We start from the raw sequence: 23,219 nt of genomic DNA on the forward strand, positions 1-23,219 counted from the left end.
CCCGGCCGCCCGGCCCCTGGAGAGGGGCCGGGCGGTCGGTCGTTGTCCGGCAGGCCCCTGCCGACGCTCAGTTCGTGCCGTAGGTGGCGGGATCGACGACGGTGAAGACCTCCTCCACGAACAGCTTGGTCAGGGTCTCCTGGTCCTTGAAGTCGACGCCCTCGAGCTTGGCCTCCCACTCGGCGACCAGGGCCTTGAAGGTGTCGATCAGGTCGACCGCCAGCTCCTCGCTGACGCCGTACTGCTTCTGCGCGAGCTCGACCAGGTTGGCCGAGTCGTTCTCGACGAAGGCCTCGTGCTTGGCCATCAGGGCCGGGTCGACCTCGATGAACTCCATGCCGTGCTCGCTGGCGCCGACGGCCTGCGCCTCCTCGGTGTTCTCCAGGTAGAGGATCGCCGAGCGGACGAAGGCGGCGCCGGCGGTCTCCAGCAGGATCTGCCGCTGCTCCGGCGTGCGGTCCTGCCAGAACTCGATGTCGTAGGCCCACATCGGCCCGGAGTAGTAGGAGCCGAGCGGGATCATCGGCACGTACTTGGCGACATCCCAGTAGCTGCGCGAGAGCAGCGAATCGAGCGGGTTGACGCCGCACTCCAGGGTGCCGCGGTCGAGGCCGGTGTAGATCTCGCTCGAGGGCACGTTGACCGAGACGGCGCCCATCGCGCTGGCCCAGCGGTCCCAGATGCCGCCGGGCATGCGCGAGCGGATGCCCTGCAGGTCCTCGGCGGTGCGGATCGGCTTGTTGCAGATCAGGTAGTAGATCGGCGTGCCGTAGCCGCCGCCGAAGACGACGCCGTTCTTCTCGTACTCCTCGAGCAGCGCCGGATGGGTGAAGGACATGATCGTCGAGGCCGCCGCCAGGGCGTAGAAGTTGTCGGTCAGGAAGGCGAGCTCGGAAATGATGTTGGTGATCGGCAGCTCCGAGGGCGTGTAGGTGCCGGCGTGGTAGGCGACCTGCGCGACGCCGTCGGCGGTGCCGGTGAGCGACGCGCGGCCGCCGAGCAGCACGCCGCCCAGGAAGACGTCGAACTCGATCTCGCCGTCGGTGGCCTCGGCGACGTCCTTGGCCCAGTTCGTGTAGTTCTCCACCGAGAAGGGGTGGCCGGCGTCGAGGAAGTTGTTGGCCGAGAAGGTCTCAGCCCCGGCCTGGGGGGCGGCGGCGCAGGTCACAGCGACCGCCGCCGATGCGAGCAGCTTCTTCATCATCGTCTTCTTCTCCCTGTTCAACGGATCCGTTCAACCGATCCGGGATCCGACAACTCCGGAGCGGCCCGGCCGCCCCGTCACCTGCCTCGCCTCGCTGCAAGGCGCCTCGTCGGCGCGCTTGGTCAGGGCGCCTTCGCCTGCCGCGAGACCTCGAGCGACTTCGCCCGCCGATAGAGCCACCAGCCGTAGGACTTGGGCCAGTCGCTCTCGTAGGCCTCCAGGCCCTTCAGCGCGACCTGGGCCTGGACGCCCCAGTTGGGGTTGTGCAGCGCCTCGCGGCCGATCGCGATCAGGTCGGCGTCGCCGGCCTCGACGATGGCGTTGGCATGCTGGGGATCCATGATCAGGCCGACGGCCATGGTCGCGATCTCCGCCTCGCGGCGGATGCGCGCCGAGTAGGGCACCTGGTAGCCCGGCTCGCGCGGGATGATCAGCGGCGTGGTGCGCCGGCCGAGGCCGCCCGAGGAGCAGTCGATGACGTCGACGTCGTGCTGCTTGAGGGCGCGAGAGAGCAGGACGCTGTCGTCCAGCGTCCAGCCGCCCTCGGCGTCGTCGATGCATGAGAGGCGGTAGAAGAAGGGCAGCTCGGACGGCCATTCCGAGCGCACCGCCTCGGCGACCTCCAGCGCGAAGCGCATGCGGCCCTCGAGGTCGCCGCCGTACTCGTCGTCGCGCTGGTTCGACAGCGGCGAGAGGAAGGAATGGATCAGGTAGCCGTGGGCGCCGTGCATGTCGAGCACCCGGAAGCCGGCCTTGCGGACACGCCGGGTGCAGAGCGCGAAGCGCTCGAGCAGGCGCTTGATGTCGTCCCGGGTCAGGGCGCGCGGCATCGGCCAGCCGGGATTGGCCTCCAGCGCCGAGGCCGAGACGACGGGCCAGGGCTTCTCGCCGCGCTCGGCGGCGTCCTGCTCGGTCAGCGGCTCGAAGCCGTGATAGGGCGGCGCCACGCTCGCCTTGCGGCCGGCGTGGATCAACTGGGTCGCCGGCACCGCGCCGTGGTCGGCGATGCCGCCGGCGAGGCGCTTCAGGCCCTCGAGGTGATCGTCGCTCCAGACGCCGAGGTCGTGATAGGTCACCCGCGCGTCCGGCTCGATCGCCAGCGCCTCGGTGAAGACCGTGCCGGCGCCGCCGGCCGCCATCTTCGCGAGGTGGACGAAATGCCAGTCGCGGGCCAGGCCGTCGCGCCCCGCCATGTACTGCTGCATCGGCGAGATCACGATTCGGTTGGGTAGGGTCACCCCCTTCAGGGTAAGCTGTTCCAGCAGCGCAGCGCTCAAAGTGTCGGTCCCTCCAGGTCGTTTTCCGCTCACGTCCCCGCCCCTCGCCCGGCCTATCGCCCGGCCCGTGGGGCGCCAGCGAATTCTGCCGGCCACCGCGGCTGAGACATTGAAACATTCTCTTCGATATTTCAAACTAGCAGCCGAGCGAAGGACGAGTCGAGACGAAATGCCCAGGGTGGCGGCACGACGGACCGCCAGGAAGGAAGAGCCGTGAACGAGGCCGAGGAGAGCGGGGGCGGCGTGCTCCAGGAGATCGAGCGGATGCTCGGCTGGCTGACCAGGATCCTGCTGGTGTTCGGGACGATCGCGCTGATCCTGATGGCGGTGCACGTGATCGCCGACGTCGTCGGCCGCCTGGCCTTCAGCAGCCCGGTCTACGGCACCACCGAGATCGTCTCCTTCTACTACATGGTCGCCGCGGTCTGTTTGCCGCTGGCCTACATGGAGCTGCGCGACGAGCACATCACCGTCGACATCCTCTACCTGAAGCTGCCGCTGCTGCTGCGCCGCATCGTCTTCGTGTTCTCGGGCCTGGTCACCGCGCTCTTCTTCGGCCTCTTCGCCTACCGCTCCTGGCTCGACTCGCTGCGGGCCATGGCGACGCGCGAGATGGTCATGGGCAACGCCTTCATCGAAATCTGGCCGAGCCGCTATTTCCTGCCGATCGCCTTCGGGCTGCTGGTGATCGTGGCACTGCTGCGGGTCGCCAAGGCGATCTTCACCCCGGCGGTGGCCGAGGAGCACCTGCGCCCGACCGTCGAGTAGCCCCTCCTCGCACCGGCGGGCGGATCGCTGCAGATGTCTTCTACCGGGCAGGCCGACCCCGGGCGGCCGGGCGCCCTGCGCACCGGCGCGATGCTGGCGTCGCTCGCCTTCGGCCGCCTGTGCATGGGCATGCAGCTCCAGGCGATCGCCTCCCTGACGCCCTTCCTGATGGCCGACCTCGGCTTCGACTACAGCCAGATCGGCCTGCTGATCGGGCTGTTCCTGGCGCCGGGCGTGGTGCTGGGTCTGCTCGGCTCGCTGATCGGGGCGCGCCTCGGCTACCGCCGCCTCGGCCTCTTCGGCGCGCTGCTGATGGCCGCCGGCAGCCTCTGGCTCGGCTTCGTCGAGGGCTTCTGGGCGGCGGCCGGCGCGCGCCTGGTCGCCGGCACCGGCGGCATCCTGGTCAACATCGCCTGCCTCAGGCTCGCCACCGAGCTGTTCGAGGGCAAGGCGATGAACCGCGCGATCGCGGTCACCATGAGCGCCTGGCCGGTCGGCATCGGGCTGGCCGCCGTGACCTTCGCGCCGCTCGCCGTCTGGAGCGACTGGCGGCTGCCGCTGTGGCTGCTGACCGGCGTGACCCTGCTCTCGGCGCTCTGGCTCGCCTTTAGCGTCGGGGAGCCGGCACGGCCGGCGCGGCCCCGGGCGCCGCTGTTCACGCTCACGCTCGACCGGCGCAGCGGCCTGCTGGCGCTGCTGCTCGGCGCCGCCTTCGCCTGCTTCACGGCAGCCGGCGTGATCTACCTCAGCTTCGCGCCGCCCTTCTTCATCGAGGCGGGCATGAGCCTCACCGAGGCCAACGCCACGGCCAGCATGATCTTCTGGCTCGGCCTGCTGGGCACGCCGCTGGGCGGCTGGCTCGCCGACCGGCGCGGCGGCACCCCAAGGGTGCTCTACCTCGGCATCCTCGGCGCGGCGCTGCTGGTCGTCCTGGTCGTCGCCCTGATCGCCGAGCCGCTCGCGCCGCTGGCCTTGACGGTGCTGCTCGGCATCGTCTGGGGCCTGCCCGCCGCGCCCTTCACCGGCCTGCTGCAGCGGATGCTGCCGCTGCAGGCGCACGGCGCCGGCTACGGCGTCTACTTCACGCTCTTCTACTGCGGATTCTTCGCCTTCCCGGCCCTGGCCGGCCGGCTGACCGACGCGACCGGCAGCCCGGGCGCCTCGCTCTGGTTCGCCTGCGCGCTGCTGCTCGCCACCGCCCTGCTGGTGGCCGCCTTCTACCGGGCCGCGCACCGCCCGGCGTCGGCCGCCTCGGCCTGAGCCCGCGCGCAGCTTCCGACCGTCTCAGGCGTCGGCCGAGGCTTCCATCCAGACGCTGTCCGGCAGCGGCAGGCCGGCCAGCTCGCGCTCGCCGAGCGGCCCATCGGGCAGGCCGCCGAAATGCTCCACGATGGACTGCAGCTGCCGCGTGTGCTGCGCCGAATGCCAGGCGGCGCGCTCCAGGAGCTCGTGCCTCGACTGGACGCCCCAGTAGGCGCGCAGCGGCGCGCTGCAGCTCCGGTCGGGGCAATGCTGCCACCAGGCGTCGAGCGCGGCGATCACGCTCGCGCCGTAGCCCAGGATGTCGTCGCCGGGCCCGACGTCGTGGGTGCCCCGCATCATGCGCTCGTAGGTGTAGTCCTCCCCCGTCTCGGTCGCCTCGACGAAGGCCTCGGCGACGCGGAAGGCGTGCTGGGCGAGGGCGCGCGGGGCGAAGAAGTCGTTGAAGACCACGTCCAGCTCCGCCTCCGGCACCTGCTTCAGGTACCTGGCCGCGGCGTGCAGCACGCGGTCCAGTCTCTCGACCAGGACCGCCGGCGGCAGCATCTCGGCGGCCGTCTCCTCCAGGCCGAGGAAGCCGACGATGTCGGCGTTGGACTGCGCGTAGACGAAGCGTTCCCCGCGCGCCACGATCGGTACGCTGCGCGCACCGAGGGCGAGCAGCTGCTCCCTCGCTCCCGTGTCGTCCTTCACGTTGACCGAGACGAAGGCGATGCCGCGCTTCTTCAGGAACTCCTTGGTGCGCAGGCACGAGGAGCAGCCGGGCGCCCAGAAGACCCTGACGGGGGCCTGCCGCTCCGTCTCCGGCCGTTGGGTGGTCATGGCCTCACCCTTCCTTCAGATCGGATCCCAGGAGAAGACGTCGGTCGAGCGCTGCAGCGGGGAGAAGGACGGCCCCATTGCGCCCGGCAGCAACTCGGCGATGGTCTCGGGGGTCCAGCCGTCGGCGCGATGCATGGAGCGGATCGGCATCGGCTGGCTCATCAGGAATATCTCGTTGTTGCGCACCGTGAAGATTTGCCCGGAGACGTCCCGCGCCGCGTCCGAGCCCAGGAAGGCGACGAGAGGCGCGATCTTGTCCGGCGTCATCTTCTGCAGCTTTGCGACGCGCGCCTTCTCGGCCTCGGTCTCGGCCGGCATCGAGCTGATCATCCGACTCCAGGCGAAGGGTGCGATGCAGTTGGCGCGCACGCCGAAACGCTGCATGTCCATCGCCACCGAGCGCATCAGCCCGACCAGGCCCATCTTGGCGGCCATGTAGTTGGCCTGGCCGTAGTTGCCGATCAGTCCCGCGGTCGAGGTCATGAAGACGAAGGCGCCGCTCTCCTGCCGTCGCATCGCCGGCGCCGCGGCGCGCGAGACGTTGAAGCTGCCGGTCAGGTGCACGTCGAGCACCGCCTGCCACTCGGCGGGCTCCAGCTTGTGGAAGATCGCGTCGCGCAGGATGCCGGCGTTGTTGACCACCAGGTCCAGGCGTCCGAAGCGCTCGTGCGCCGCCTCGACCAGGCGCGAGGCGCCGTCCCATTCGGCGATCGACTCGGCGTTCGCCAGGGCTTCGCCGCCAGCGGCCTCGATGGCCGCCACGACCTCCCCGGCGATCGCCGCGTTCTCGGTCCGACCCGAGAGCGAGACCCCGATGTCGTTGACCACGACCCTGGCGCCGCTTGCCGCCAGGCCCTCCGCGATGGCGCGACCGATCCCCTGCCCGGCCCCCGTGACGATCGCGACCTTGCCGTCCATCAGACCCATCGAAGGCTCCTCTATTCGGCCGCGGCCGAGGTTTCCTGGACCCGCCCGGACGGTTCGCCGAGCAGCGTCGTGCGGTACATGACCCGGCGCTCGTCGTCGCCGTAGTCGGCGAGCGCGATGTGCATGGCGCAGCGGTTGTCCCAGATTACCAGGTCGCCCGGTCGCCAGCGGTGCCGGTAGACGTTCTCCGGCTCCACGGAGCGGGCGTAGAGGTGTTCCAGGATCGGCCGGCTCTCCTCCTCGGTCATGCCCTCGAAGGCGACGGTGGTCATCTCGGCGACGTAGAGCGCGGTGCGCCCGGTCTCGTCATGGACCCGGGCGACCGGCTGGTAGACCGGCGGGTTGCGGCGCCGGATGTCGGCCAGCTCCTCCGGACTGCGACGGCTGCGGGTCTCCCTGGCGGCGGTCATGTCGTGCAGCGCCCAGCGCTCCTGCAGCATCGAGCGGAAGCCCGGCGAGAGCGCCTCCCAGGCCCGGTACATGTTGCAGAACATGGTGTCGCCGCCAGCCGGCGGTGCCTCCTCGCAGCGCAGCAGAGAGCCCTTCGCCGGCCGCCTGGTGGTCGAGAGGTCCGAGTGCCACTGCCGCCCGACGACCAGCTTCCTCCCGGTGTTCTCGTAGTTGGTGACCAGCAGGATTTCCGGGTGCTCCGGATGGCAGAACTTGGGGATCGATTCGTGGGTCTCCAACGGCCCGAGCCGGCGGCTGAAGGCGATGTGCTGCTCGTGGCTGAGGTGCTGATCGCGGAACACCAGCACCAGGTGCTCCAGCCAGGCCTGCCGGACGGCGGCGACGGCCTCGTCCGAAAGCGGCTCGCGCAGGTCCAGCCCGACGACTTCGGCCCCGAGCGCGCTCGCGCGCTTCCTGACGACGATGTTCGACATGTGCCTCGCCTCCCTCAGACCCCGGGTACGTTTGTGTCCTCGGACCAGAACAGCAGCCGGCGCTGGATCTTCAGCATCACCAGGTGCAGCGTGATGCCCATGGCCGAAAGACAGACCAGCGCGCCGAACACCCCGGCCGTGTCGAGGTTGAAGTTCATCTGCAGGATCAGGTTGCCGAGGCCCTTGTTCGAGCCCACGAACTCGCCGACGATGGCGCCCAGGATCGCGAAGATGATCGCGATCTGCAGGCCGGCGAAGATCATCGGCAAGGCGCTCGGCAGGCGCACCATGTAGAAGATCTGCCAGCGCGTGGCACGCAGCGAGCGCATCAGTTCGATGCGCTCGATCTCGGTCGAGCGCAGCCCGGCGATCACGTTCACCAGGATCGGGAAGAAGGCGATGATCGCGGCGATGATCACCTTCGAGGTGATGCCGAAGCCGAACCACATGATGAACAGCGGCGCAATGGCGACCTTCGGCGTCGTCTGGATCGCGATCAGGTAGGGATAGAGCGTCTTCTCGACGATCCGGAACTGGGCGATGACGCTGCCAAGCGTGATGCCTGCGACCGCGGCGATCGCGAAGCCGAGCAACGCTTCCGACAGGGTGTACCAGGCGTGCTCGATGTAGAGCCCGCTGCCCAGGCGGTCGACCAGCGCCCAGAAGATGTCGCTGGGCGCCGGGAACAGGTAGAGCGGGACCTCGAAGTAGCGCACGACGAACTGCCAGATCGACGTGACCACGACGAACAGCAGCGGCACGAGCACCAGCTCGGGGCGCTCGGCGAGCAGGCGCCGGCGCGGCGCCGGCGGGAGGATCCGGGGGGCGACTTCGCCGGCGGCGGCGGTGGTCGGAGTCTGGCTGCTCATTCGAGGCCTCCGTGGGACTGGAACTGACTGCGGATCCGGCGGGAGAACTGGCCGAAGCGGTCGCTTGCCATGGTGTCGAGATCGCGCTCGTCCGGCAGGTCGACCGAGACAAGGTCGGCGATGCGGCCCGGTCGCGGCGAGAGGACCAGGACGCGGCTGCCCAGGAAGACGGCTTCCGGAATCGAATGGGTGACGAACAGGATGGTCTTGCCCGACTCCCGCCAGATCCGCCGCAGCTCGAGGTTCATGGTTTCGCGGGTCATGGCGTCGAGCGCGCCGAAAGGCTCGTCCATCAGCAGGATCGAGGGCTCGTGCAGCAGCGCCCGCGCGATCGAGACGCGCTGCTGCATGCCGCCCGAAAGCTCGTTGGGGTACTTCTCCTGGAAGTCCCCGAGGCCAACCAGCCCGAGCAGCTCCTGGGCCCGCTTGCGGCTGGCCTGCATGTCGAGGCCGAGCACCTTGGCGGGCAGCAGGACGTTGGCCAGGGTCGTCTTCCAGGGCAGCAGGACGGGGCTCTGGAACACCATGCCGATGTCCCGCTGCGGCCCGACGATGGCGCGGTCGCGGATCCGAATCTCGCCGGAGGTCCGGTCCATGAGACCGGCGAGCAGCCGCAGCAGGGTCGACTTGCCGCAGCCCGAGGGCCCGACGATGGTGACGAACTCGCGCTCGGCGATGTCGAGGGACAGGGGCCCGAGCGCCTGGATGCGATTGCCGTCGCGCGTGTCGTAGATCTTCTCCAGATCCTGGATCCGGATCGCCGAGGCGCTCGGCGGCACGGCTCCCGGCACTTCGCGCAGGGTGCTAGCTCTCTGCATGTCGGCTTTCCTCCGCCTCGACCAGGGTGCGGGCGTAGGCCAGCCCGCCGCCGAGGGAGATGATTTCAAGAAGGAACGAGGACAGCGGCTCGACCTCGAATTCGCGTGCCGTCGTCTCGTTGCGGATGTGGCCTGCGGCGAAGTCGACCGCGAGGCGATCCCCCTCGCCCAGAGCGTCGATGACCTCCGGCCCCGCGACCAGCAGCGGGATGCCCATGAAGACGGCGAGTCGGAAGGGCCCGCGCGAGATCGACTGGCAGATCAGGCCGATTCTCATCTCGCGCATCGCCAGGAAGGGGTGGCTGTGGTGGCTGCCGTTGGCGAAATTCCGGCCGGTCACCAGCAGGTCGCCCGGCTGCGCCTCCTGCGACAGCTCGGGCCTGACTTCCGCGAGGAGGTGCTGTCGCAGAACCTTGGGGTCGTATTCGAAGACGTACTGCGGCGGGATCATCTGGTCGCTGGCGAGGTCGTCGCCGAAGCGCCAGCAGCGGCCGCGGTAGGGATCCGTCATGCCTCACCCTTTCGCAGGTAGTCGCGGGGATCGGCGATGTGGCCGGCCAGCGCCGAAGCCGCCACCGTCAGGGCGCTCGCCAGATAGATCTGCGCGTCCTGGGCACCCATGCGCCCGGGGTCGTTGCGGGTGCTGGTGCTGATCCGGGTTTCGCCGGCCGCGAGCTGCGCCAACCCGCCGAAGCAGGGTCCGCAGGTCGGCGGGGAGATCGCCGCGCCGGCCCGGGAGAGCCGCGCGAGCAGGCCCTGCTCCATGGCCTGCTGATAGACCCTCCGCGTCGCCGGGATCACGAGCAGCTGGACGCCAGGATGGACCTGCCGTCCCTCGAGCAGGTCGGCGGCCGCCGACAGCTCGGCCAGGGTGCCGGAAGCGCAGGAGCCGATGTAGGCGTGCTGGACCGGCGTGTGCGGCAGCTCCGAGACGCCGCGCACATGGGTCGGCGAGGGCGGAATCGAGACCTGGGGCGCGAGCGTCGAGATATCGAGCTCGATGCGTGCCGCATAGGTGCAGCCGGGGTCGCTCGCCAGCGGTTCGGCTCCCGAGACGCCGATCTCCGCCAGGTGGTCGAGGCAGCGTCTGTCGACCTCCGCGACCGCGGACTTGACACCCATGTCGATGCACAGGCCGCACAGCGTCATGCGCTCCGGCACCGACAAGCTGGCGAGCCCCTCGCCGCCGAACTCGATAACCCGGTAGTCGGCGAGGTCGGCATCGACCTGCCGCATGGTCGCCAGGACGATGTCGCGGGCGGAGACGCCCGCCGGGCAGCGGCCGAGCAGCTCGACCCGCACCGTCTCCGGCACCTGCACCCAGATCCGGCCGGTCGCCAGGATCATGGTGAGCTCGAAACCGAAGGGCACGGCCAGCGCGCCGACACCGCCGAGAGCGGGGGTGTGGGTGTCGGCGCCGGCCGCGAACATGCCCGGGCGCACCAGGCCCTGCTCGACGACCAGCGGATGGGTGATGCCGGCGCCGTCGAAGAAGTGGCCGACACCGGTCTCCTCGGCGAGGCGGCGAGTCAGGCGGTTGCGCTCCGCGCCCTCTCGCGAGTGCACCGGCACCTCGTGGTCGATGGCGACGACGACGCGCTCGGGAAGCGCGAAGCGGTGGATTCCGTTCTCGCGCAGGCGCCGCACATAGGTCGGGAAGGAAACCTCGGGTGTCGTCACCAGGTCCGGAGTGGCCCAGACGACCTCGCCCGGCTCGACCGCGTCGCGGCCGCTCGCGCGGGCCAGGATCTTCTGGGCAAGTGTGGCTTGCATCGTGATCAGGCCTTCGTTTCGGTGAGAGCCCGCTCGAAGGCGGACAGCTTCTCGACGCCGACCAGCTCGTTGAGCGCCTTGAAGGACGTCATGCGGTCCAGCGCGCCTTCGGTCGTGCCGTGCTCCAGCAGCTCGCGCAGCACGGCCTGCTGGGCCGCGGCCGAGACCTGGATCAGCGAGAGCGCGTAGATCGCCATGGCGAAGCCCTGCCGCTGCAGCGCGTCCAGGGAGAAGATCGGACGGATCGTCTCTGCGGTCAGGTAGATGACGGGCACCGCGACGGCACCGGCCACGGCGGCGGCCTCCTCGGCGGTCGAGAGCGACGGGACCAGCACGGCGTCGGCTCCGGCTCGCTCCATCGCGCGGATGCGGGCGACGCTCTCGTCGAGACCGTGAAGCGTCATGGCGTCGGTGCGCCCGAAGATCAGGAAGTCGGCTGACGTCCGTGCCTTCCTGGCGGCGGCGAGGCGCAGCGCCATCTCCTCGACCGGGACCAGGGCCTTGCCCGGCAGCGCGCCGCAGCGCTTGGGCATGACCTGGTCCTCGAGGTGAATGGCGGCGATGCCGGCCCGCTCGAAGGCCTGGACGCAGTCCGCGATGTTGGCGGGGCCGCCGTAGCCGGTGTCGGCGTCGGCGATCACCGGTAGGCTGGTGGCGCGGGCGATCTGCGCCGCGCGCGCCACCATCTCGCTGACCGTCAGCAGCCCCACGTCCGGCTTGCCGAAGCTGGCAGCGACGGAGAAACCGGACATGTAGACGGCCGGGTAGCCGGCCTGCTCGATCAGCAGGGCGCCGAGGGCGTCATGGCAGCCCGGAACGGGCGTGACGCCACGGCTCGACAGAAGGTCGCGCACGATCGTTCCGGGATGCGGCATGACGAAGGGGGCCTCGGTTCTGCTGGGGTCGGGCTCGAGCGGTCAGTTCAGGGCTTCGGCCTGGGCCGGGATCGAGTCGTGGTCGAAGTCGTTGACCTGCTCGACGAACTGGTTCGTGTAGAGATCCTCGGGGTCGAGACCGGGCTCGATCTCGCCGTTCTCCTCCATGAACTCGACGAGATCGGCAACGGCCTGCGGCGGGAACTCGCCCCACTGCTCGTCCTCGTTCTTCACGAGGAATTCCGAGCGCACCTCGAGGATGTGCAGGCCCTGCCTGAAGGCCTCCTCCTCGGCGACGCCCGACGGCTTGGTCGCCGGGAAAACCTCCCAGTGGGTCTCGACCACGCCGCGCGGGTTTTCGAGGGCGATCGCCGTGCCCTGGGCGACGCAGCGCAGGACCTTGGCGATCGTCTCGGGCTCCTTCTCGATGTAGTCGTCGCGCACGAAGTAGGAGCTGCCGAACTTCAGCTTGTCGGCGAAGGGCGAGGTGAAGCGGCGCAGCTCCAGGCCCATGTTCTCGGCCGTCGCGATCTGCGAATCCCAGGTCCCCCAGATGTCGACCTGGCCGGTCTGCAGCGCCGCCACGGCCTGGGCGCCAACGCCGGTCTCGACGATCGTCAGGTCCTTGTCGGGGTCGAGCCCGGCCTCGGCGAGCATGCCCTTGAAGATGGCGACCATCTGCGCGCCGTAGGAGACGACGCCCATGGTCTTGCCCTTGAAGTCCTCGATGGAGCGGATGTCGCTGGAGGCTTCGACGACCGGAAACTGGAAGTTCTTGCGCATGTTCATGTAGACGGCCTTGATCGGCGCGCCCTGGGCTCGCGCCTTGACCGCAGCGCCCGGCCCCATCAGCACGAAATCGGCCTGCCCCGCCAGCACGGCCTGCATGGCCGCCGTGGAGTTGGTCGGCTGGAAGCTGACGTCCAGCCCTTCCTTCTTCCAGCACTCGGTCGCGAGCGGCACCGAGGTGTTGTTGGCCTGCGAGGTGTCCAGCACCTTCGTGCCGATGGCGATGGTGACGGGGGTCAGTTCGGCGGCCGATGCCGCCTGGCCCAGGGCGACCGACAAGCCGGCGGCGACCAGGGTTCCGAACAACAGTGTCTTCCTCATGCGTCTACTCCCGTGGGTGGTGGCGGGCCTCTCGTCGCCCGCCGTACAGTTCGTGGTGTCGTTTCCGCCTCTTGCGGGCGGTTGATCGTCGTCGGGCGCTAGCGCCCGGCGAATCTCGGCGGCCGCCGCTCGAGAAAGGCGGCGCGGCCTTCGACGAAATCCTCGCTGCTGAACAGCAGCGTCTGATGATCCAGCTCCGTCGCCAGGACCGACTCCAGCGGCGCCGGCCCGCGGGCCAGCAGCGCCTTCGTGGCGGCCAGCGCCAGGGGGGGCGCCTCGGCCATCCCGGCGGCGAGCTCCCAGGCCGCCTCGGCCAGGGCCGTGTCCTCGACCAGGCGGTCGGCGAGCCCGAGCGAGACCGCCTCCTCGGCCGGCACCGTTGCGGCGCTGAACAGCAGGCGCCGCGTCTCGGCGAGCCCGACGCGCTGGGGCAAGGACCAGAGCAGCCCCATGTCGGCCATCAGCCCGACCTTTCCGAAGACGGCGCCGAAGGAGGCGCTTTCGGCGGCCAGCACGAAGTCGCAGGCGGCGGCGAGCGACAGACCGGCGCCGAAGGCGTAGCCATTGACCGCGGCGACGACGGGCTTGGGGCCCGCTGCGATCATGCGCAGCAGCCGGTGCGCCTGCTCGAGGCGCAGCCGGACCGCCTGAGGATCGTGGTCGGGCAGGCTCCCCAGGTCGCCGCCCGCACAGAAGGACTTGCCGCTGCCGGTCAGGACGATGGCGCGGCAGTTCGGGTCCGCGATCAGTCCGGCGAAAGCTTCGACGAGCGCGCCGCGCAGCGACGGGCGCATGGCGTTGCGGCTCTCGGGCTCGTTCATGACCACGAGCGCCACGGCGCCGCGCCGTTCCAGGACGACCGATGGGTCGGTCATGGCTCAACCACCAGTCGCCGGGCCTTGTGGGTCTCGCGCGGCAGGCTGCCGAGCGGCAGCACCTCGACGCGGGCGCGGACGCGCAGCCTCTCCTTGAGCGCGTCCTCCAGCACGGCCACGAGGCGTGCAGGGTCGCTGCCCGGCTCGGCCTCGACCTGAAGGCGGATGGCGTTCAGTAGGCCCGTATCGGCGTTGCGCACCGAGCCGTCGACGACGATCCGGTACTCGCCGCCGAGACCCGGCTGCTCGCGCACGACCTGCTCGACCGCCGAGGGAAAGAGATTGATGCCCCGGACCACGAGCATGTCGTCGGCCCGCCCGCGGACGCCGCCGAGGAGCCGCGCGTGGCGGCGGCCGCAGGCGCAGGGCGCGCTGTCGCGGCAGACCACGTCGCCGGTCCACCAGCGAACCAGCGGCCCGGCCTCCTTGTCGAGGTGGGTGAGCACCAGCACCCCGGGGGTGCCGTCCGGCACCGGCTCGCCGCTGTCGGGGTCGACGACCTCGGCATAGACGAAGTCCTCGGCGACGTGGGGGCCGCTCTGGTCGGGGCAGTCGAAGCCGATGGTCTGGAACTCTAGGCTGCCGTAGGCGTCGTAGCAGCGCGCGCCCCACAGCTCCTCGATCCGCCGACGGGTCGCGGAGATGCCGCCGCCGGGCTCGCCGCCGACCGTGATGCTGTGGACCTTGGAGGCCGCAGGGTCGAAACCCATCCCGCGCGCGGTCTCGCCAAGATGGACCATGAAGGAGGGCGTGCCGCACAGCACCGTGGTGCCGAACTCGAAGAGCGTGCGGATCTGCCGCTCGGTCTCTTGGCTGCCGGCCGGGATCACGGTGGCGCCGAGCCGCTGGTAACCCGCGGTCGCCCCGAGCCCTCCGACAAACCAGGTGTAGGTGAAGAGGCACTGGAACAGGTCGCCCGGCCGCACGCCCTGCGCATAGGCGTAGCGGGCGTAGAGATCGGCCCAGCGCTCCAGGTCGGCCTGCGACCAGAACTGCGGCACGGGCGTGGCTGTCGTCCCCGAGGAAAAGTGGATGCGCGCGAGCCGCTCGCGCGGGATGCAGAGGAAGTCGCCCCAGGGCGGGCTCTCGGCGATACTGCGGCTGTAGTCCGCCTTCCTGGTGAAGGGCAGCCGCGCCAGGTCCTCCGGCGCGCGCAGATCGCGGGGGTCGAGGCCTAGCTCGGCGAAGCGGCGGCGATAGAAGGCGCTGTCGCGGCCGACGCGCGCCAGCTGTCGGGTCAGGCTCGCCGCCTGGTGCGCAGCCAGCTCGTCGCGCGACCAGGTCTCGCAAGAGTCCCAGAAGACCGGGCCGACCGGACGGCGGAGCGCGCTCACGGCCGCCCTCCCAGGCCGCGGACGGCGAAACGCGCAATGCTCTCGGCGATGCGCCGGCGTTCCGCCTGCGACTGGTTGCGCCGCTGGCGGTACCAGATCGTCGTCCAGTTCAGCGCGCCCATGAAGGCCTTGACGACCAGCCGGACGTCCTGCTCGGGCAGCGCGCCCTGCTCGGTGGCACGGGCGATCTCGGCGGCGAACAGCCCCTCGTATTCGTCGCGCAGCATCAGGATCGCGCGCAGGGTCTTGCGCTGCTCGGGCGTTGTCTGGCCGGCCAGGTGCATTTCCAGCCCCTGCACGGCGACGCGCTGGTAGGCGATCTGCGACATCACCACCTCGAGGTGGGCGACCGCCATCTCGAAGAGCTGGTCGAGCGGCGCGCGGCCCTCGACCATGCAGCTTCGCACGGCCTGGAGGTCCATCTGCATGCCGCGCCGGTGGACGTCGAAGAAGAGGTCCGCCTTGCTGCGGTAGTGATGATAGATGCGCCCCTTGGTGCAGCCGAGGATGTCGGAGACGTCGTCGATGCTGGCGGCTGCGTAGCCCTTGCGCATGAACGCCTCGGCCGCCGCGTCGAGGATCTCGCCGCGCGAGCCCTCGCCGCCTTCGAGCAGGGTCGTGTCGAGCGCGCTGCTCATTTCGCCGCCACCTCCACCGCGGTTCCGGCGACCGGATTCTGCGCTGCCGCCTGCTCGGCCTTGATGGCGCGGGCGATGACCAGCCGCTGAATCTCGGACGTGCCCTCGTAGATCTCGGTGGCGCGCTGGTCGCGGTAGAGGCGCTCGACCAGGTTGGGCTTGACGAAGCCGGCACCGCCGAAGACCTGCACCCCGACGTCGACCGCCTCGTGCGCCATCTCGCTGCAGAACAGCTTGGCCTGGGCGCCGGGGACGGTGATGTCGGCCCCTGCGTCGTAGGCCGCCGCCGCAGCGTACGTCAGCATCCGCCCCGCCGACAGCCGCGCCGAGACGTCCGCGAGGCGGAAGCCGATGCCCTGATGGTCGATGATCGGTCGCCCGAAGGTCCGGCGGGAGGCGGCATGACGCGCGGCGGCGCGATAGGCGGCCATGGCGATGCCGCAGGACTGCGCCGCGACCGAAACCCGCCCGATCTTGAGCGCCTCCAGCGCCAGGCGGAAAGCCTCGCCCGGCCCCGCCAGCAGTGCCGAATCCTCGACCAGCGTGTCGAACAGCAGGCGCGCATTGACGGTCCCGCGCATGCCCATCTTGTCCTCGCGCTCCGGCGCGGCGACGCCGGGCAGGTCGGCCGGTACGAGAAAGGCGGCGACGCCACGGTGACCGGACCCGGGACGGGTCTGGGCGAAGACCACGTAGGTCTCAGCGACGCTGCCGCCGCCGATCCAGCACTTCTCCCCGCGCAACCGCCAGCCCGCGCCCTCCCGGGCCGCCGTCGTCGTCATCGCCGCCGGATCCGAGCCCGCCTCCCGCTCGCTCAGCGCGAAAGCGATGCTCTTGAGCCCGCCCCGTCCATCGGAGAGGAAGGCCGCCTTCTGCTCTTCGCTGCCGGCCAGCACGACGGGGTTGGCGCCCAGCTGCAGGGTCGCGACGATGCCCGAGGTCGAGGCGCAGCCCTCGGCGATCGCCTCGATCACAGCGCAGAGGGCGGTCAGCGAGCCGCCGCCGCCATAGGGCTTCGGGAGGAACAGCCGGTCGATTCCGGACTCGGCCAGGAGCGCCACGTTCTCGGCCGGATAGCGCTGCTCCGCGTCGATCGCGGCGGCTCGCGGCGCGAAGGACTCGATGGCGAGCCGCCGCGCCACGGACTGCCATTGCCGGGCGGCTTCGTCGAGCGCCGGTTCCCACAGCGTCGCGGCCATCGCCCCCATCCCGTCTTTGCTCTCAGCCGCCACGCAACGCTCCTCGCCAGGGCCTCGAATCTGCTTGCATCCAACGTACTGAGTAGTATGTTGCCGGTCAACGCGATTCCGTAACGACGTGAAAATACAAGATTTTGTGGAACATGAATGCGACGTGGCGAATCTTCTAGCGAGAAAACCTCGACCGCCGCGACCAACCGAGGAGCCTGCATGCCGGTCGATCCCGAGCGTCTGTTGAACTGGCCCGTGCCGGAAGGCCGGCAGAGCCTGACGTGCAGGGACACTATGCTCTACGCCCTCGGCGTCGGCCTCGGGGCGGATCCGACGGACGCGGGGCAGCTGCGCTACGTCTACGAGAAGGACCTGCAGCCGCTGCCGACGATGGCGGCGGTGCTGGCCTACCCCGGCTTCTGGCAGAAGGACTCCGGGACCGGCCTCGACTGGGTGCGCCTGCTGCATGCCGAGCAGTCGATCGCGATCCACCGTCCCCTGCCGGTCGCCGGCGAACTGATCGGCCGGACCCGGATCACCGGCCTGATCGACAAGGGCGCCGACAAGGGTGCCCTCCTGTTCCAGGAGCGCACGATCTTCGAGGCGACCACCGGCGAGCGGCTCTGCACTGCCGCCATGACCTCCTTCTGCCGCGGCGACGGCGGCTTCGGCGGCCCGTCCGGGCCGGTACCGGCGCCCGCGGAGATCCCCGAGCGGCCGGCCGACTTCGTCAGCGACATTGCGACCCTGCCCCAGGCCGCCCTGATCTACCGCTTGAGCGGCGACTTCAATCCGCTGCACGCGGAGCCCGAGGTCGCCCGCCGCGCCGGCTTCGAGCGACCGATCCTGCACGGCCTCTGCACCTTCGGCGTCGCCGGCCATGCCATCTTGAAGTCCTGCTGCGGCTACGACGGCTCGCTGATCCGCTCGCTGCGCGTGCGCTTCTCGGCGCCGGTCTACCCCGGCGAAACCCTGCGCACGGAGATCTGGCGCGCCGCCGATGACGACCTGCGCTTCCGCTGCCGCGCGCTCGAGCGGGACAAGCTCGTGCTGAACCACGGACAGGCGCGGCTGTCGGCGCCGCTGCGCCCGGAGACCGAGCATGCTTGACCGCGAGACCTTCGGCCAGATCACCGAGACCCTGGGCCGCTTCGTCGCCGAGCAGCTGATTCCCGCCGAGCCGGCCATGGCCGAGGCCGGCGCCGTGCCGCCGGGGCTGATCGCGCAGATGGCCGAGCTCGGCCTGTTCGGCATGGCGCTGCCGGAGGAGTGGGGCGGCCTCGGCCTGACCCTGGAGGAGGAGGTCGAGCTGCTCTTCATCCTCTGCCGGGCGAGCCTGTCGTTCCGCTCGGTGCTCGGCATCAACAACGGCGTCGGCTCCTACGGCATCCTGCGCTACGGCAGCGACGCCCAGAAGCGGCGGCACCTGCCCCGCCTCGCCAGCGGCGAGAGGATCGCCGCCTTCTGCCTGACCGAGCCCGACTTCGGCTCCGACGCCGCCTCGATCCGCACGAGCGCCAGCCGCCGCGACGGCGGGTGGGTGATCGAGGGCACCAAGCGCTTCATCACCAACGCGCCCGAGGCCGGCGTCTTCACCGTCATCGCGCGCAGCGATTCCGGGAGCCGCGACCACAAGGGCCTGACCGCCTTCCTGGTCGAGCGCAACACCCCCGGGCTGAGCGTCGGGCCGACCGACCGGAAGCTGGGCCTGGCCGGCTCCCACACCGCCGACGTCGTCTTCAGCGACTGCCGGATTCCCGAGGAGGCGATCCTCGGCGCCGAGGGCGAGGGTTTCCGGATCGCCATGTCGGCGCTGGAGCGCGGCCGCATCGGCATCGCCGCCTCGGCGGTCGGCATGTCGCTGCGCCTGATCGACGAGGCCCTGGCCTACGCGGGCGAGCGCCGCAGCTTCGGCAAGCCGATCGGCGAGCACCAGCTGGTCCAGGCGATGCTGGCCGACTCCGAGGCCGAAGCTTTCGCCGCCCGCTCGATGGTCCTCGAGGCGGCGCGCCGCTACGACGCCGGCGAGCCCTGCGGCAAGCAGGCCAGCTGCTGCAAGCTGTTCGCGACGGAGGCGGTCGGCCGCATCGCCGACCGCACGCTGCAGATCTTCGGCGGCGCCGGCTACATGCGCGACTACCCCATCGAGCAGCTCTACCGCGACGTCCGCGTGCTGCGGATCTACGAGGGCACCTCGCAAATCCAGCAGCTGATCATCGCCAGACAGATGATGCGCGACGGCGCCTCCCCCCTGCGCCGGCAATAGGAAGGCATTTCATGACCGAGACACAGGACCCCGATCGCATGCTCGCCGGCAAGGTGGTGATCGTCACCGGCGCCGGGCGCGGCATCGGCCGGGGGATCGCCCTGCTCGCCGCCAGCCACGGCGCCAAGGTCGTCGTCAACGACATCGGCGCCAGCGGCAGCGGCGAAGGCCAGGACGCCTCGCCGGGCGAGTCGGTCGTCGCCGAGATCGAGGCCGCCGGCGGCGAGGCCGTCGCCAGCACGGACTCGGTGGCCGACTACGCCGGGGCCGAGCGCATGGTGGAGCAGGCCCTGGACCGCTTCGGCCGACTCGACGGCGTGGTCAACAACGCCGGCATCCTGCGGGACACGATCTTCCACAAGCTCGAGCCCGAGGACTGGAACGCCGTGCTGGCGGTCAACCTGACCGGGCCCTTCAACGTGTCGCGCGCCGCCGCGCCGCACTTCCGCCGCCAGAACGGCGGCGCTTTCGTACACATGACCTCGGCCTCCGCGCTGGTCGGCAACTTCGCCCAGGCGCACTACTCGGCCGCCAAGATGGGGGTGACGGCGCTGTCGAAGTCGATCGCGCTCGACATGCAGCGTTTCGCGGTTCGCTCCAACTGCATCTGCCCCTTCGCCTGGACACGGCTGGTCGCGACGATCCCCGGCGACACGCCCGAGGAGCGAGAGCGGGTCGAGCGCATGAAGCAGATGTCGCCGGACAAGATCGCGCCGCTCGCGGTCTGCCTGCTGTCCGACGCGGCGTCCAAGGTGACCGGACAGATCTTCGCTTCCCGCAACCACGAGATCTTCCTGATGGGCCAGTCGCGGCCGCTGCGCGGCATGCAGCGGGATGCCGGCTGGACGCCCGACCAGATCGCGCGCCACGCGCTGCCGGCGCTGGAGGCGCAGTTCTATCCGCTCGACCGCTCCAGCGACGTGTTCTGCTGGGACCCGGTGTGAGGAGGCGAAGAACATGACGACGACGAGCACCGACCGCCCCCTCGGCATCACCGGATTCGGGGCCTGGCTGCCGCGCCGACGCATGGAGCGCAAGGTCATCGCCACGGCACACAAGTGGTTCAACCCGGCCCTGATGGCCGGGGCGGGCGGTACGCGCAGCCACTGCAGCTGGGACGAGGACAGCGTCACGATGGCGGTGGCGGCGGCCCGCGCCGCCCTCGCCTCCGGTGACCCCGGGAAGGTCGCCGCACTCTCGCTCGCCTCGACCACCCTGCCCTTTCTCGACCGCCAGAACGCGACGATCGTCGCCGAGGCCAGTGGTTTGCGCCCGCGCATCCGCACCCAGGACGTCGGCGGCTCGCTGCGCGCCGGCACCGGCGCGCTGATCGCCGCGTTCCAGGACGGGGCGCTCGAGGGCGGTGACGCCAGCCTGGTCGTAGCAGCGGACGCTCGCCGCGCCCGCCCCGGCAGCCCCGACGAGCTGGCATTCGGGCACGGCGCGGCCGCCATCCTGCTCGGCCGCGAGCGGCCGATCGCGACGCTGCTCGGCTGGACCAGCGAGAGCGACGACTTCGTCGACCACTACCGCAGCGAGGGCCGGGACTTCGACTACCGCTGGGAAGAGCGCTGGGCCCGCGACGAGGGACCCGCCGGGCGGCTGCCCGCCGCGGTCGCGGCGCTGCTCGACCGACTGTCGCTGACACCCGATGGGATCGACCGGATCGCCCTGCCCGCCGCCTCGGCGCGCGAGGCGCAGCGGATCGCCAAGAGCTGCGGCCTCGATCCGGCGCGCGTCGCCGACCCCCTGGACCAGGCCTGCGGGCACCTGGGGGCGGCCCACGCGCCGCTGCTGCTCGCCCACTGCCTGGAGCAGGCGAGGCCCGGCGAGACGATCCTGCTGGCCGGTCTCGGCCAGGGCTTCGACCTGCTGGTGCTGCAGGCGACCGAGGCGCTTGCGGACTACCGCTCCGCCGGTGCGGTAGGCGCCGCGCTGGGTGCCGGGCGCAGCGACGAGAACTATCTCCGCTTTCTCGCCTTCGAGGGCACTTTGGAGCTGGAAACCGGGATCAGGGCCGAGGCGGACCTCAAGACCGCCCATTCGGTCGCCTACCGCAGCCACGGCGCGCTGACCGGCCTGCAGGCCGGCCGCTGCACCGCTTGCGGCACGGTGCAGTTCCCGCCCGAGCGGGTCTGCGTCAACCGCAACTGTGGCGCCGTCGACAGCCAGGAGCCCTATCCACTCGCCGGCCGCACCGCCCGCGTCGTGTCACTGACCGCCGACCGCCTCGCCTACTACCCGGACCCGCCGGTCCGCTACGGGCTCGTCGAGTTCGAGGAGGGCGGCCGCCTGCTCGTCGAGTTCGTGGAGTGGGAGGGTGCGGAGCTCAAGGTCGGCGCCCGTGCCGGCGTCGCCTTCCGCATCAAGGACCGCGACGAGCAGCGCGGTTTCCGCCGCTACTTCTGGAAAGCCGTGCCGGCCTGAGCGCCGGCCCGCAAAGGAGAACTTCGATGGCCAAGGGCATAAGGGACAAGGTCGCGATCCTGGGCATGGGCTGCAGCCGCTTCGGCGAGCGCTGGAGCGACAGCGCCGAGGACCTGATGGTCGAGGCTTTCCAGGAGGCGCTGGCCGACGCCGGCATCGGCGTCGGCGAGATCGGCGCCGCCTGGCTCGGCACCTCCTACGAGGAGATCGGCGTCGGCAAGTCAGCGATCCCGCTGGCCTCGGCGCTGCGCCTGCCGAACCTGCCGGTGACGCGCGTCGAGAATCTCTGCGCTTCGGGCTCGGAGGCGGTGCGCGGCGCGGCCTACGCCGTCGCGGCCGGTGCCTGCGACATCGCGCTCGCGCTCGGCGTCGAGAAGCTCAAGGACACCGGCTACGGGGGCTTGCCGGTGCGCACGCGCGGCGCCTTCAACGACCTGTGGATGCCCTCCATGTCGGCGCCGGGCCTCTTCGCCCAGCTCGCCTCCGCCTACGTCGCCAAGCACGGCGTCGACGCGCACGACCTGAAGCGCGCCATGGCTCATGTATCGGTCAAGAGTCACCGCAACGGTGCGCTCAACGAGAAGGCCCATCTGCGCCGCGAGATCACCGAGGAGCAGGTGCTGAAGGCGCCGACCGTCGCCGAGCCTCTCGGCGTCTTCGACTGCTGCGGCGTCTCGGACGGCGCCGCCTGCGCGATCGTCACGACCCCCGAGATCGCGGCGAGCCTCGGCAAGAGCCCGCTGGTCACGATCAAGGCCCTGCAGATCGCGGCGAGCGACGGCAGCGAGCTGTCGCACAACACCTGGGACGGCGCGAGCGTCGCCAACACCCGGATCGCCGCGCAGCGGGCCTTTCAGGAAGCCGGCGTTTCCGATCCCCAGAGCGAGATCGGCGCCATCGAGGTGCACGACTGCTTCTCGATCACCGAGCTGGTGACCATGGAGGACCTGGGCTTCTCGCGGGAAGGCCGGGCGGTGCAGGATATCCTGGACGGCCGCTACGACCACGACGGCGCCGTGCCCTGCCAGATCGACGGCGGCCTAAAGTGCTTCGGCCATCCGATCGGCGCCTCGGGCATCCGCATGCTCTACGAGCTCTACCTGCAGATCCAGGGCCGCGCCGGACCGCGCCAGCTGCGTGACGTGCGCCTGGGGCTGACCCACAACCTCGGCGGCGCGCCGCTGTCCAACGTCGCCTCGGTCAATATCATCGGCCGGCTCGATTGAAGGTCCCGGCGGAGGTGAAGGTCCTGGCGGAGGTGAAGGTCCTGGCGGAGGCGGGGCTGGTCGGCCGCCGCGGCCTGGTCACCGGCGCCGGCACCGGTATCGGCCAGGCGATCGCCGTCCGTCTCGCCGAGCTGGGGATGACCGTGGTCGGCATCGGTCGCCGCGACGAGGCCCTGAAGGCGACCGCGGCGCTCTGCCCGCCCGGCCGCTTCGAGCGGCGGCCCTGCGACCTGCGCGACGCGGCGGCGGTTGAGGCGCTGGTCGCCGGGCTGCCGGGGGACGGCCTAGACCTCCTGGTCAACAACGCGGGCGGCCAGTTCTATGCGCCGGCCGAGGCGATCTCGCGCCGCGGATGGGCGGCGGTGATCGACCTCAACCTGACCGCCGTCTTCACACTGATCCAGGCCTGCCGGGGCCAGCTCGCCCGGCGGCGCGGCAGCGTCGTCAACCTGTCTCTGTCCGGCGTCGAGCGCGGCTCCAAGGGCCTCGCCCACTCGATCGCCGCCCGCGCCGGCGTGCTCGGGCTGACCCGCACCCTGGCCCTGGAGTGGGCGCCCGAGGGCATCAGGCTGAACTGCCTCGCGCCCGGCACCGTCGCGACCGAAGCCTTCGCCGGCGCGGCCGGAGAGGCGGAGCTCGAACGGCTGGCGGCGGGGGGGGCCCCCCCCCCCCCCCC

23 protein-coding genes are annotated in these 23,219 nt (G+C 70.7%); 8 read left to right on the top strand and 15 right to left on the bottom strand.

Translation table 11 applies throughout. The annotated features are described in order from the left end of the window. Nucleotides 1-67: 67 nt before the first annotated feature. A complete protein-coding gene (locus tag WD341_RS05620; RefSeq protein WP_368424452.1) occupies nt 68-1,204 on the bottom strand; it encodes a C4-dicarboxylate TRAP transporter substrate-binding protein in 1,137 nt (378 codons plus the stop codon). A gap of 122 nt (nt 1,205-1,326) precedes the next feature. Next, nucleotides 1,327-2,481, bottom strand: a complete 1,155-nt coding sequence (locus WD341_RS05625; RefSeq protein ID WP_368424453.1) for an NADH:flavin oxidoreductase/NADH oxidase — start codon at nt 2,479-2,481, stop codon at nt 1,327-1,329. 213 nt (nt 2,482-2,694) lie between these two features. Here WD341_RS05625 and WD341_RS05630 point away from each other — a divergent pair, with 213 nt between their 5' ends. Both WD341_RS05630 and WD341_RS05635 read left to right on the top strand, forming a co-directional pair. Further along, complete coding sequence (locus WD341_RS05630) at nt 2,695-3,249, top strand: TRAP transporter small permease (RefSeq protein WP_368424454.1); 555 nt, start codon at nt 2,695-2,697, stop codon at nt 3,247-3,249. Between the two features lie 33 nt (nt 3,250-3,282). Further along, nucleotides 3,283-4,509 carry an MFS transporter gene (locus WD341_RS05635; protein ID WP_368424455.1) on the top strand — a complete coding sequence of 409 codons (1,227 nt, stop codon included), beginning with the start codon at nt 3,283-3,285 and terminating at the stop codon, nt 4,507-4,509. Nucleotides 4,510-4,533: 24 nt separating this feature from the next. Here the strand turns inward: WD341_RS05635 and WD341_RS05640 are convergent, their stop codons facing one another. The 13 genes from WD341_RS05640 to WD341_RS05700 all read right to left on the bottom strand — a co-directional run bounded on the left by WD341_RS05640 (nt 4,534) and on the right by WD341_RS05700 (nt 16,633). Beyond that, a complete protein-coding gene (locus WD341_RS05640) occupies nt 4,534-5,331 on the bottom strand; it encodes a glutaredoxin domain-containing protein (protein WP_368424456.1) in 798 nt (265 codons plus the stop codon). 15 nt (nt 5,332-5,346) lie between these two features. Beyond that, a complete protein-coding gene (locus WD341_RS05645) occupies nt 5,347-6,258 on the bottom strand; it encodes an SDR family NAD(P)-dependent oxidoreductase (RefSeq protein WP_368424457.1) in 912 nt (303 codons plus the stop codon). An 11-nt stretch (nt 6,259-6,269) separates the two neighbouring features. Next, complete coding sequence (locus WD341_RS05650; RefSeq protein WP_368424458.1) at nt 6,270-7,142, bottom strand: TauD/TfdA dioxygenase family protein; 873 nt, start codon at nt 7,140-7,142, stop codon at nt 6,270-6,272. Between the two features lie 14 nt (nt 7,143-7,156). After that, nucleotides 7,157-8,011: an ABC transporter permease gene (locus tag WD341_RS05655; RefSeq protein WP_368424459.1), complete on the bottom strand. Its 855-nt coding sequence runs from the start codon at nt 8,009-8,011 to the stop codon at nt 7,157-7,159. Then, a complete protein-coding gene (locus WD341_RS05660; RefSeq protein ID WP_368424460.1) occupies nt 8,008-8,829 on the bottom strand; it encodes an ABC transporter ATP-binding protein in 822 nt (273 codons plus the stop codon). Before WD341_RS05660 ends, WD341_RS05655 begins: the two co-directional genes overlap by 4 nt. Next, complete coding sequence (locus WD341_RS05665; RefSeq protein WP_368424461.1) at nt 8,816-9,340, bottom strand: hypothetical protein; 525 nt, start codon at nt 9,338-9,340, stop codon at nt 8,816-8,818. Before WD341_RS05665 ends, WD341_RS05660 begins: the two co-directional genes overlap by 14 nt. Then, a complete protein-coding gene (locus tag WD341_RS05670; protein ID WP_368424462.1) occupies nt 9,337-10,602 on the bottom strand; it encodes an aconitase/3-isopropylmalate dehydratase large subunit family protein in 1,266 nt (421 codons plus the stop codon). Before WD341_RS05670 ends, WD341_RS05665 begins: the two co-directional genes overlap by 4 nt. A gap of 5 nt (nt 10,603-10,607) precedes the next feature. Beyond that, complete coding sequence (locus tag WD341_RS05675; protein WP_368424463.1) at nt 10,608-11,477, bottom strand: oxaloacetate decarboxylase; 870 nt, start codon at nt 11,475-11,477, stop codon at nt 10,608-10,610. Nucleotides 11,478-11,519: 42 nt separating this feature from the next. After that, a complete protein-coding gene (locus tag WD341_RS05680; protein ID WP_368424464.1) occupies nt 11,520-12,587 on the bottom strand; it encodes an ABC transporter substrate-binding protein in 1,068 nt (355 codons plus the stop codon). 98 nt (nt 12,588-12,685) lie between these two features. Then, the gene (locus WD341_RS05685; protein ID WP_368424465.1) at nt 12,686-13,462 is read right to left on the bottom strand and encodes an enoyl-CoA hydratase/isomerase family protein; all 777 of its coding nucleotides are present in this window, start codon (nt 13,460-13,462) and stop codon (nt 12,686-12,688) included. Beyond that, complete coding sequence (locus WD341_RS05690) at nt 13,459-14,796, bottom strand: phenylacetate--CoA ligase family protein (protein ID WP_368424466.1); 1,338 nt, start codon at nt 14,794-14,796, stop codon at nt 13,459-13,461. Before WD341_RS05690 ends, WD341_RS05685 begins: the two co-directional genes overlap by 4 nt. Next, nucleotides 14,793-15,434, bottom strand: coding sequence for a TetR/AcrR family transcriptional regulator (locus WD341_RS05695; RefSeq protein ID WP_368424467.1), 642 nt, complete (start codon nt 15,432-15,434; stop codon nt 14,793-14,795). The genes WD341_RS05690 and WD341_RS05695 overlap by 4 nt, the downstream gene beginning before the upstream one ends. Next, nucleotides 15,431-16,633 carry an acyl-CoA dehydrogenase family protein gene (locus WD341_RS05700; protein ID WP_368424468.1) on the bottom strand — a complete coding sequence of 401 codons (1,203 nt, stop codon included), beginning with the start codon at nt 16,631-16,633 and terminating at the stop codon, nt 15,431-15,433. Before WD341_RS05700 ends, WD341_RS05695 begins: the two co-directional genes overlap by 4 nt. Nucleotides 16,634-16,843: 210 nt before the next feature. Here WD341_RS05700 and WD341_RS05705 point away from each other — a divergent pair, with 210 nt between their 5' ends. The 6 genes from WD341_RS05705 to WD341_RS05730 all read left to right on the top strand — a co-directional run. Next, a complete protein-coding gene (locus tag WD341_RS05705; protein WP_368424469.1) occupies nt 16,844-17,734 on the top strand; it encodes a MaoC/PaaZ C-terminal domain-containing protein in 891 nt (296 codons plus the stop codon). Further along, complete coding sequence (locus WD341_RS05710) at nt 17,727-18,890, top strand: acyl-CoA dehydrogenase family protein (RefSeq protein WP_368424470.1); 1,164 nt, start codon at nt 17,727-17,729, stop codon at nt 18,888-18,890. The genes WD341_RS05705 and WD341_RS05710 overlap by 8 nt, the downstream gene beginning before the upstream one ends. An 11-nt stretch (nt 18,891-18,901) precedes the next feature. Then, entirely contained in the window at nt 18,902-19,834 is a 933-nt protein-coding gene (locus tag WD341_RS05715) for an SDR family NAD(P)-dependent oxidoreductase (RefSeq protein ID WP_368424471.1), read from the top strand. A gap of 13 nt (nt 19,835-19,847) precedes the next feature. After that, nucleotides 19,848-21,317, top strand: coding sequence for a 3-oxoacyl-[acyl-carrier-protein] synthase III C-terminal domain-containing protein (locus WD341_RS05720; protein WP_368424472.1), 1,470 nt, complete (start codon nt 19,848-19,850; stop codon nt 21,315-21,317). 26 nt (nt 21,318-21,343) lie between these two features. Beyond that, nucleotides 21,344-22,543 (top strand): acetyl-CoA acetyltransferase, encoded by a 1,200-nt coding sequence (locus tag WD341_RS05725; protein WP_368424473.1) that lies wholly within the window; start codon nt 21,344-21,346, stop codon nt 22,541-22,543. 14 nt (nt 22,544-22,557) lie between these two features. After that, the coding region (locus WD341_RS05730) for an SDR family NAD(P)-dependent oxidoreductase (protein WP_368424474.1) at nt 22,558-23,219 on the top strand (662 nt) is incomplete at its 3' end.

This window comes from Tistlia sp. (assembly GCF_040905785.1).
In the GTDB taxonomy this organism is placed as follows: Bacteria; Pseudomonadota; Alphaproteobacteria; order Kiloniellales; family DSM-21159; genus Tistlia.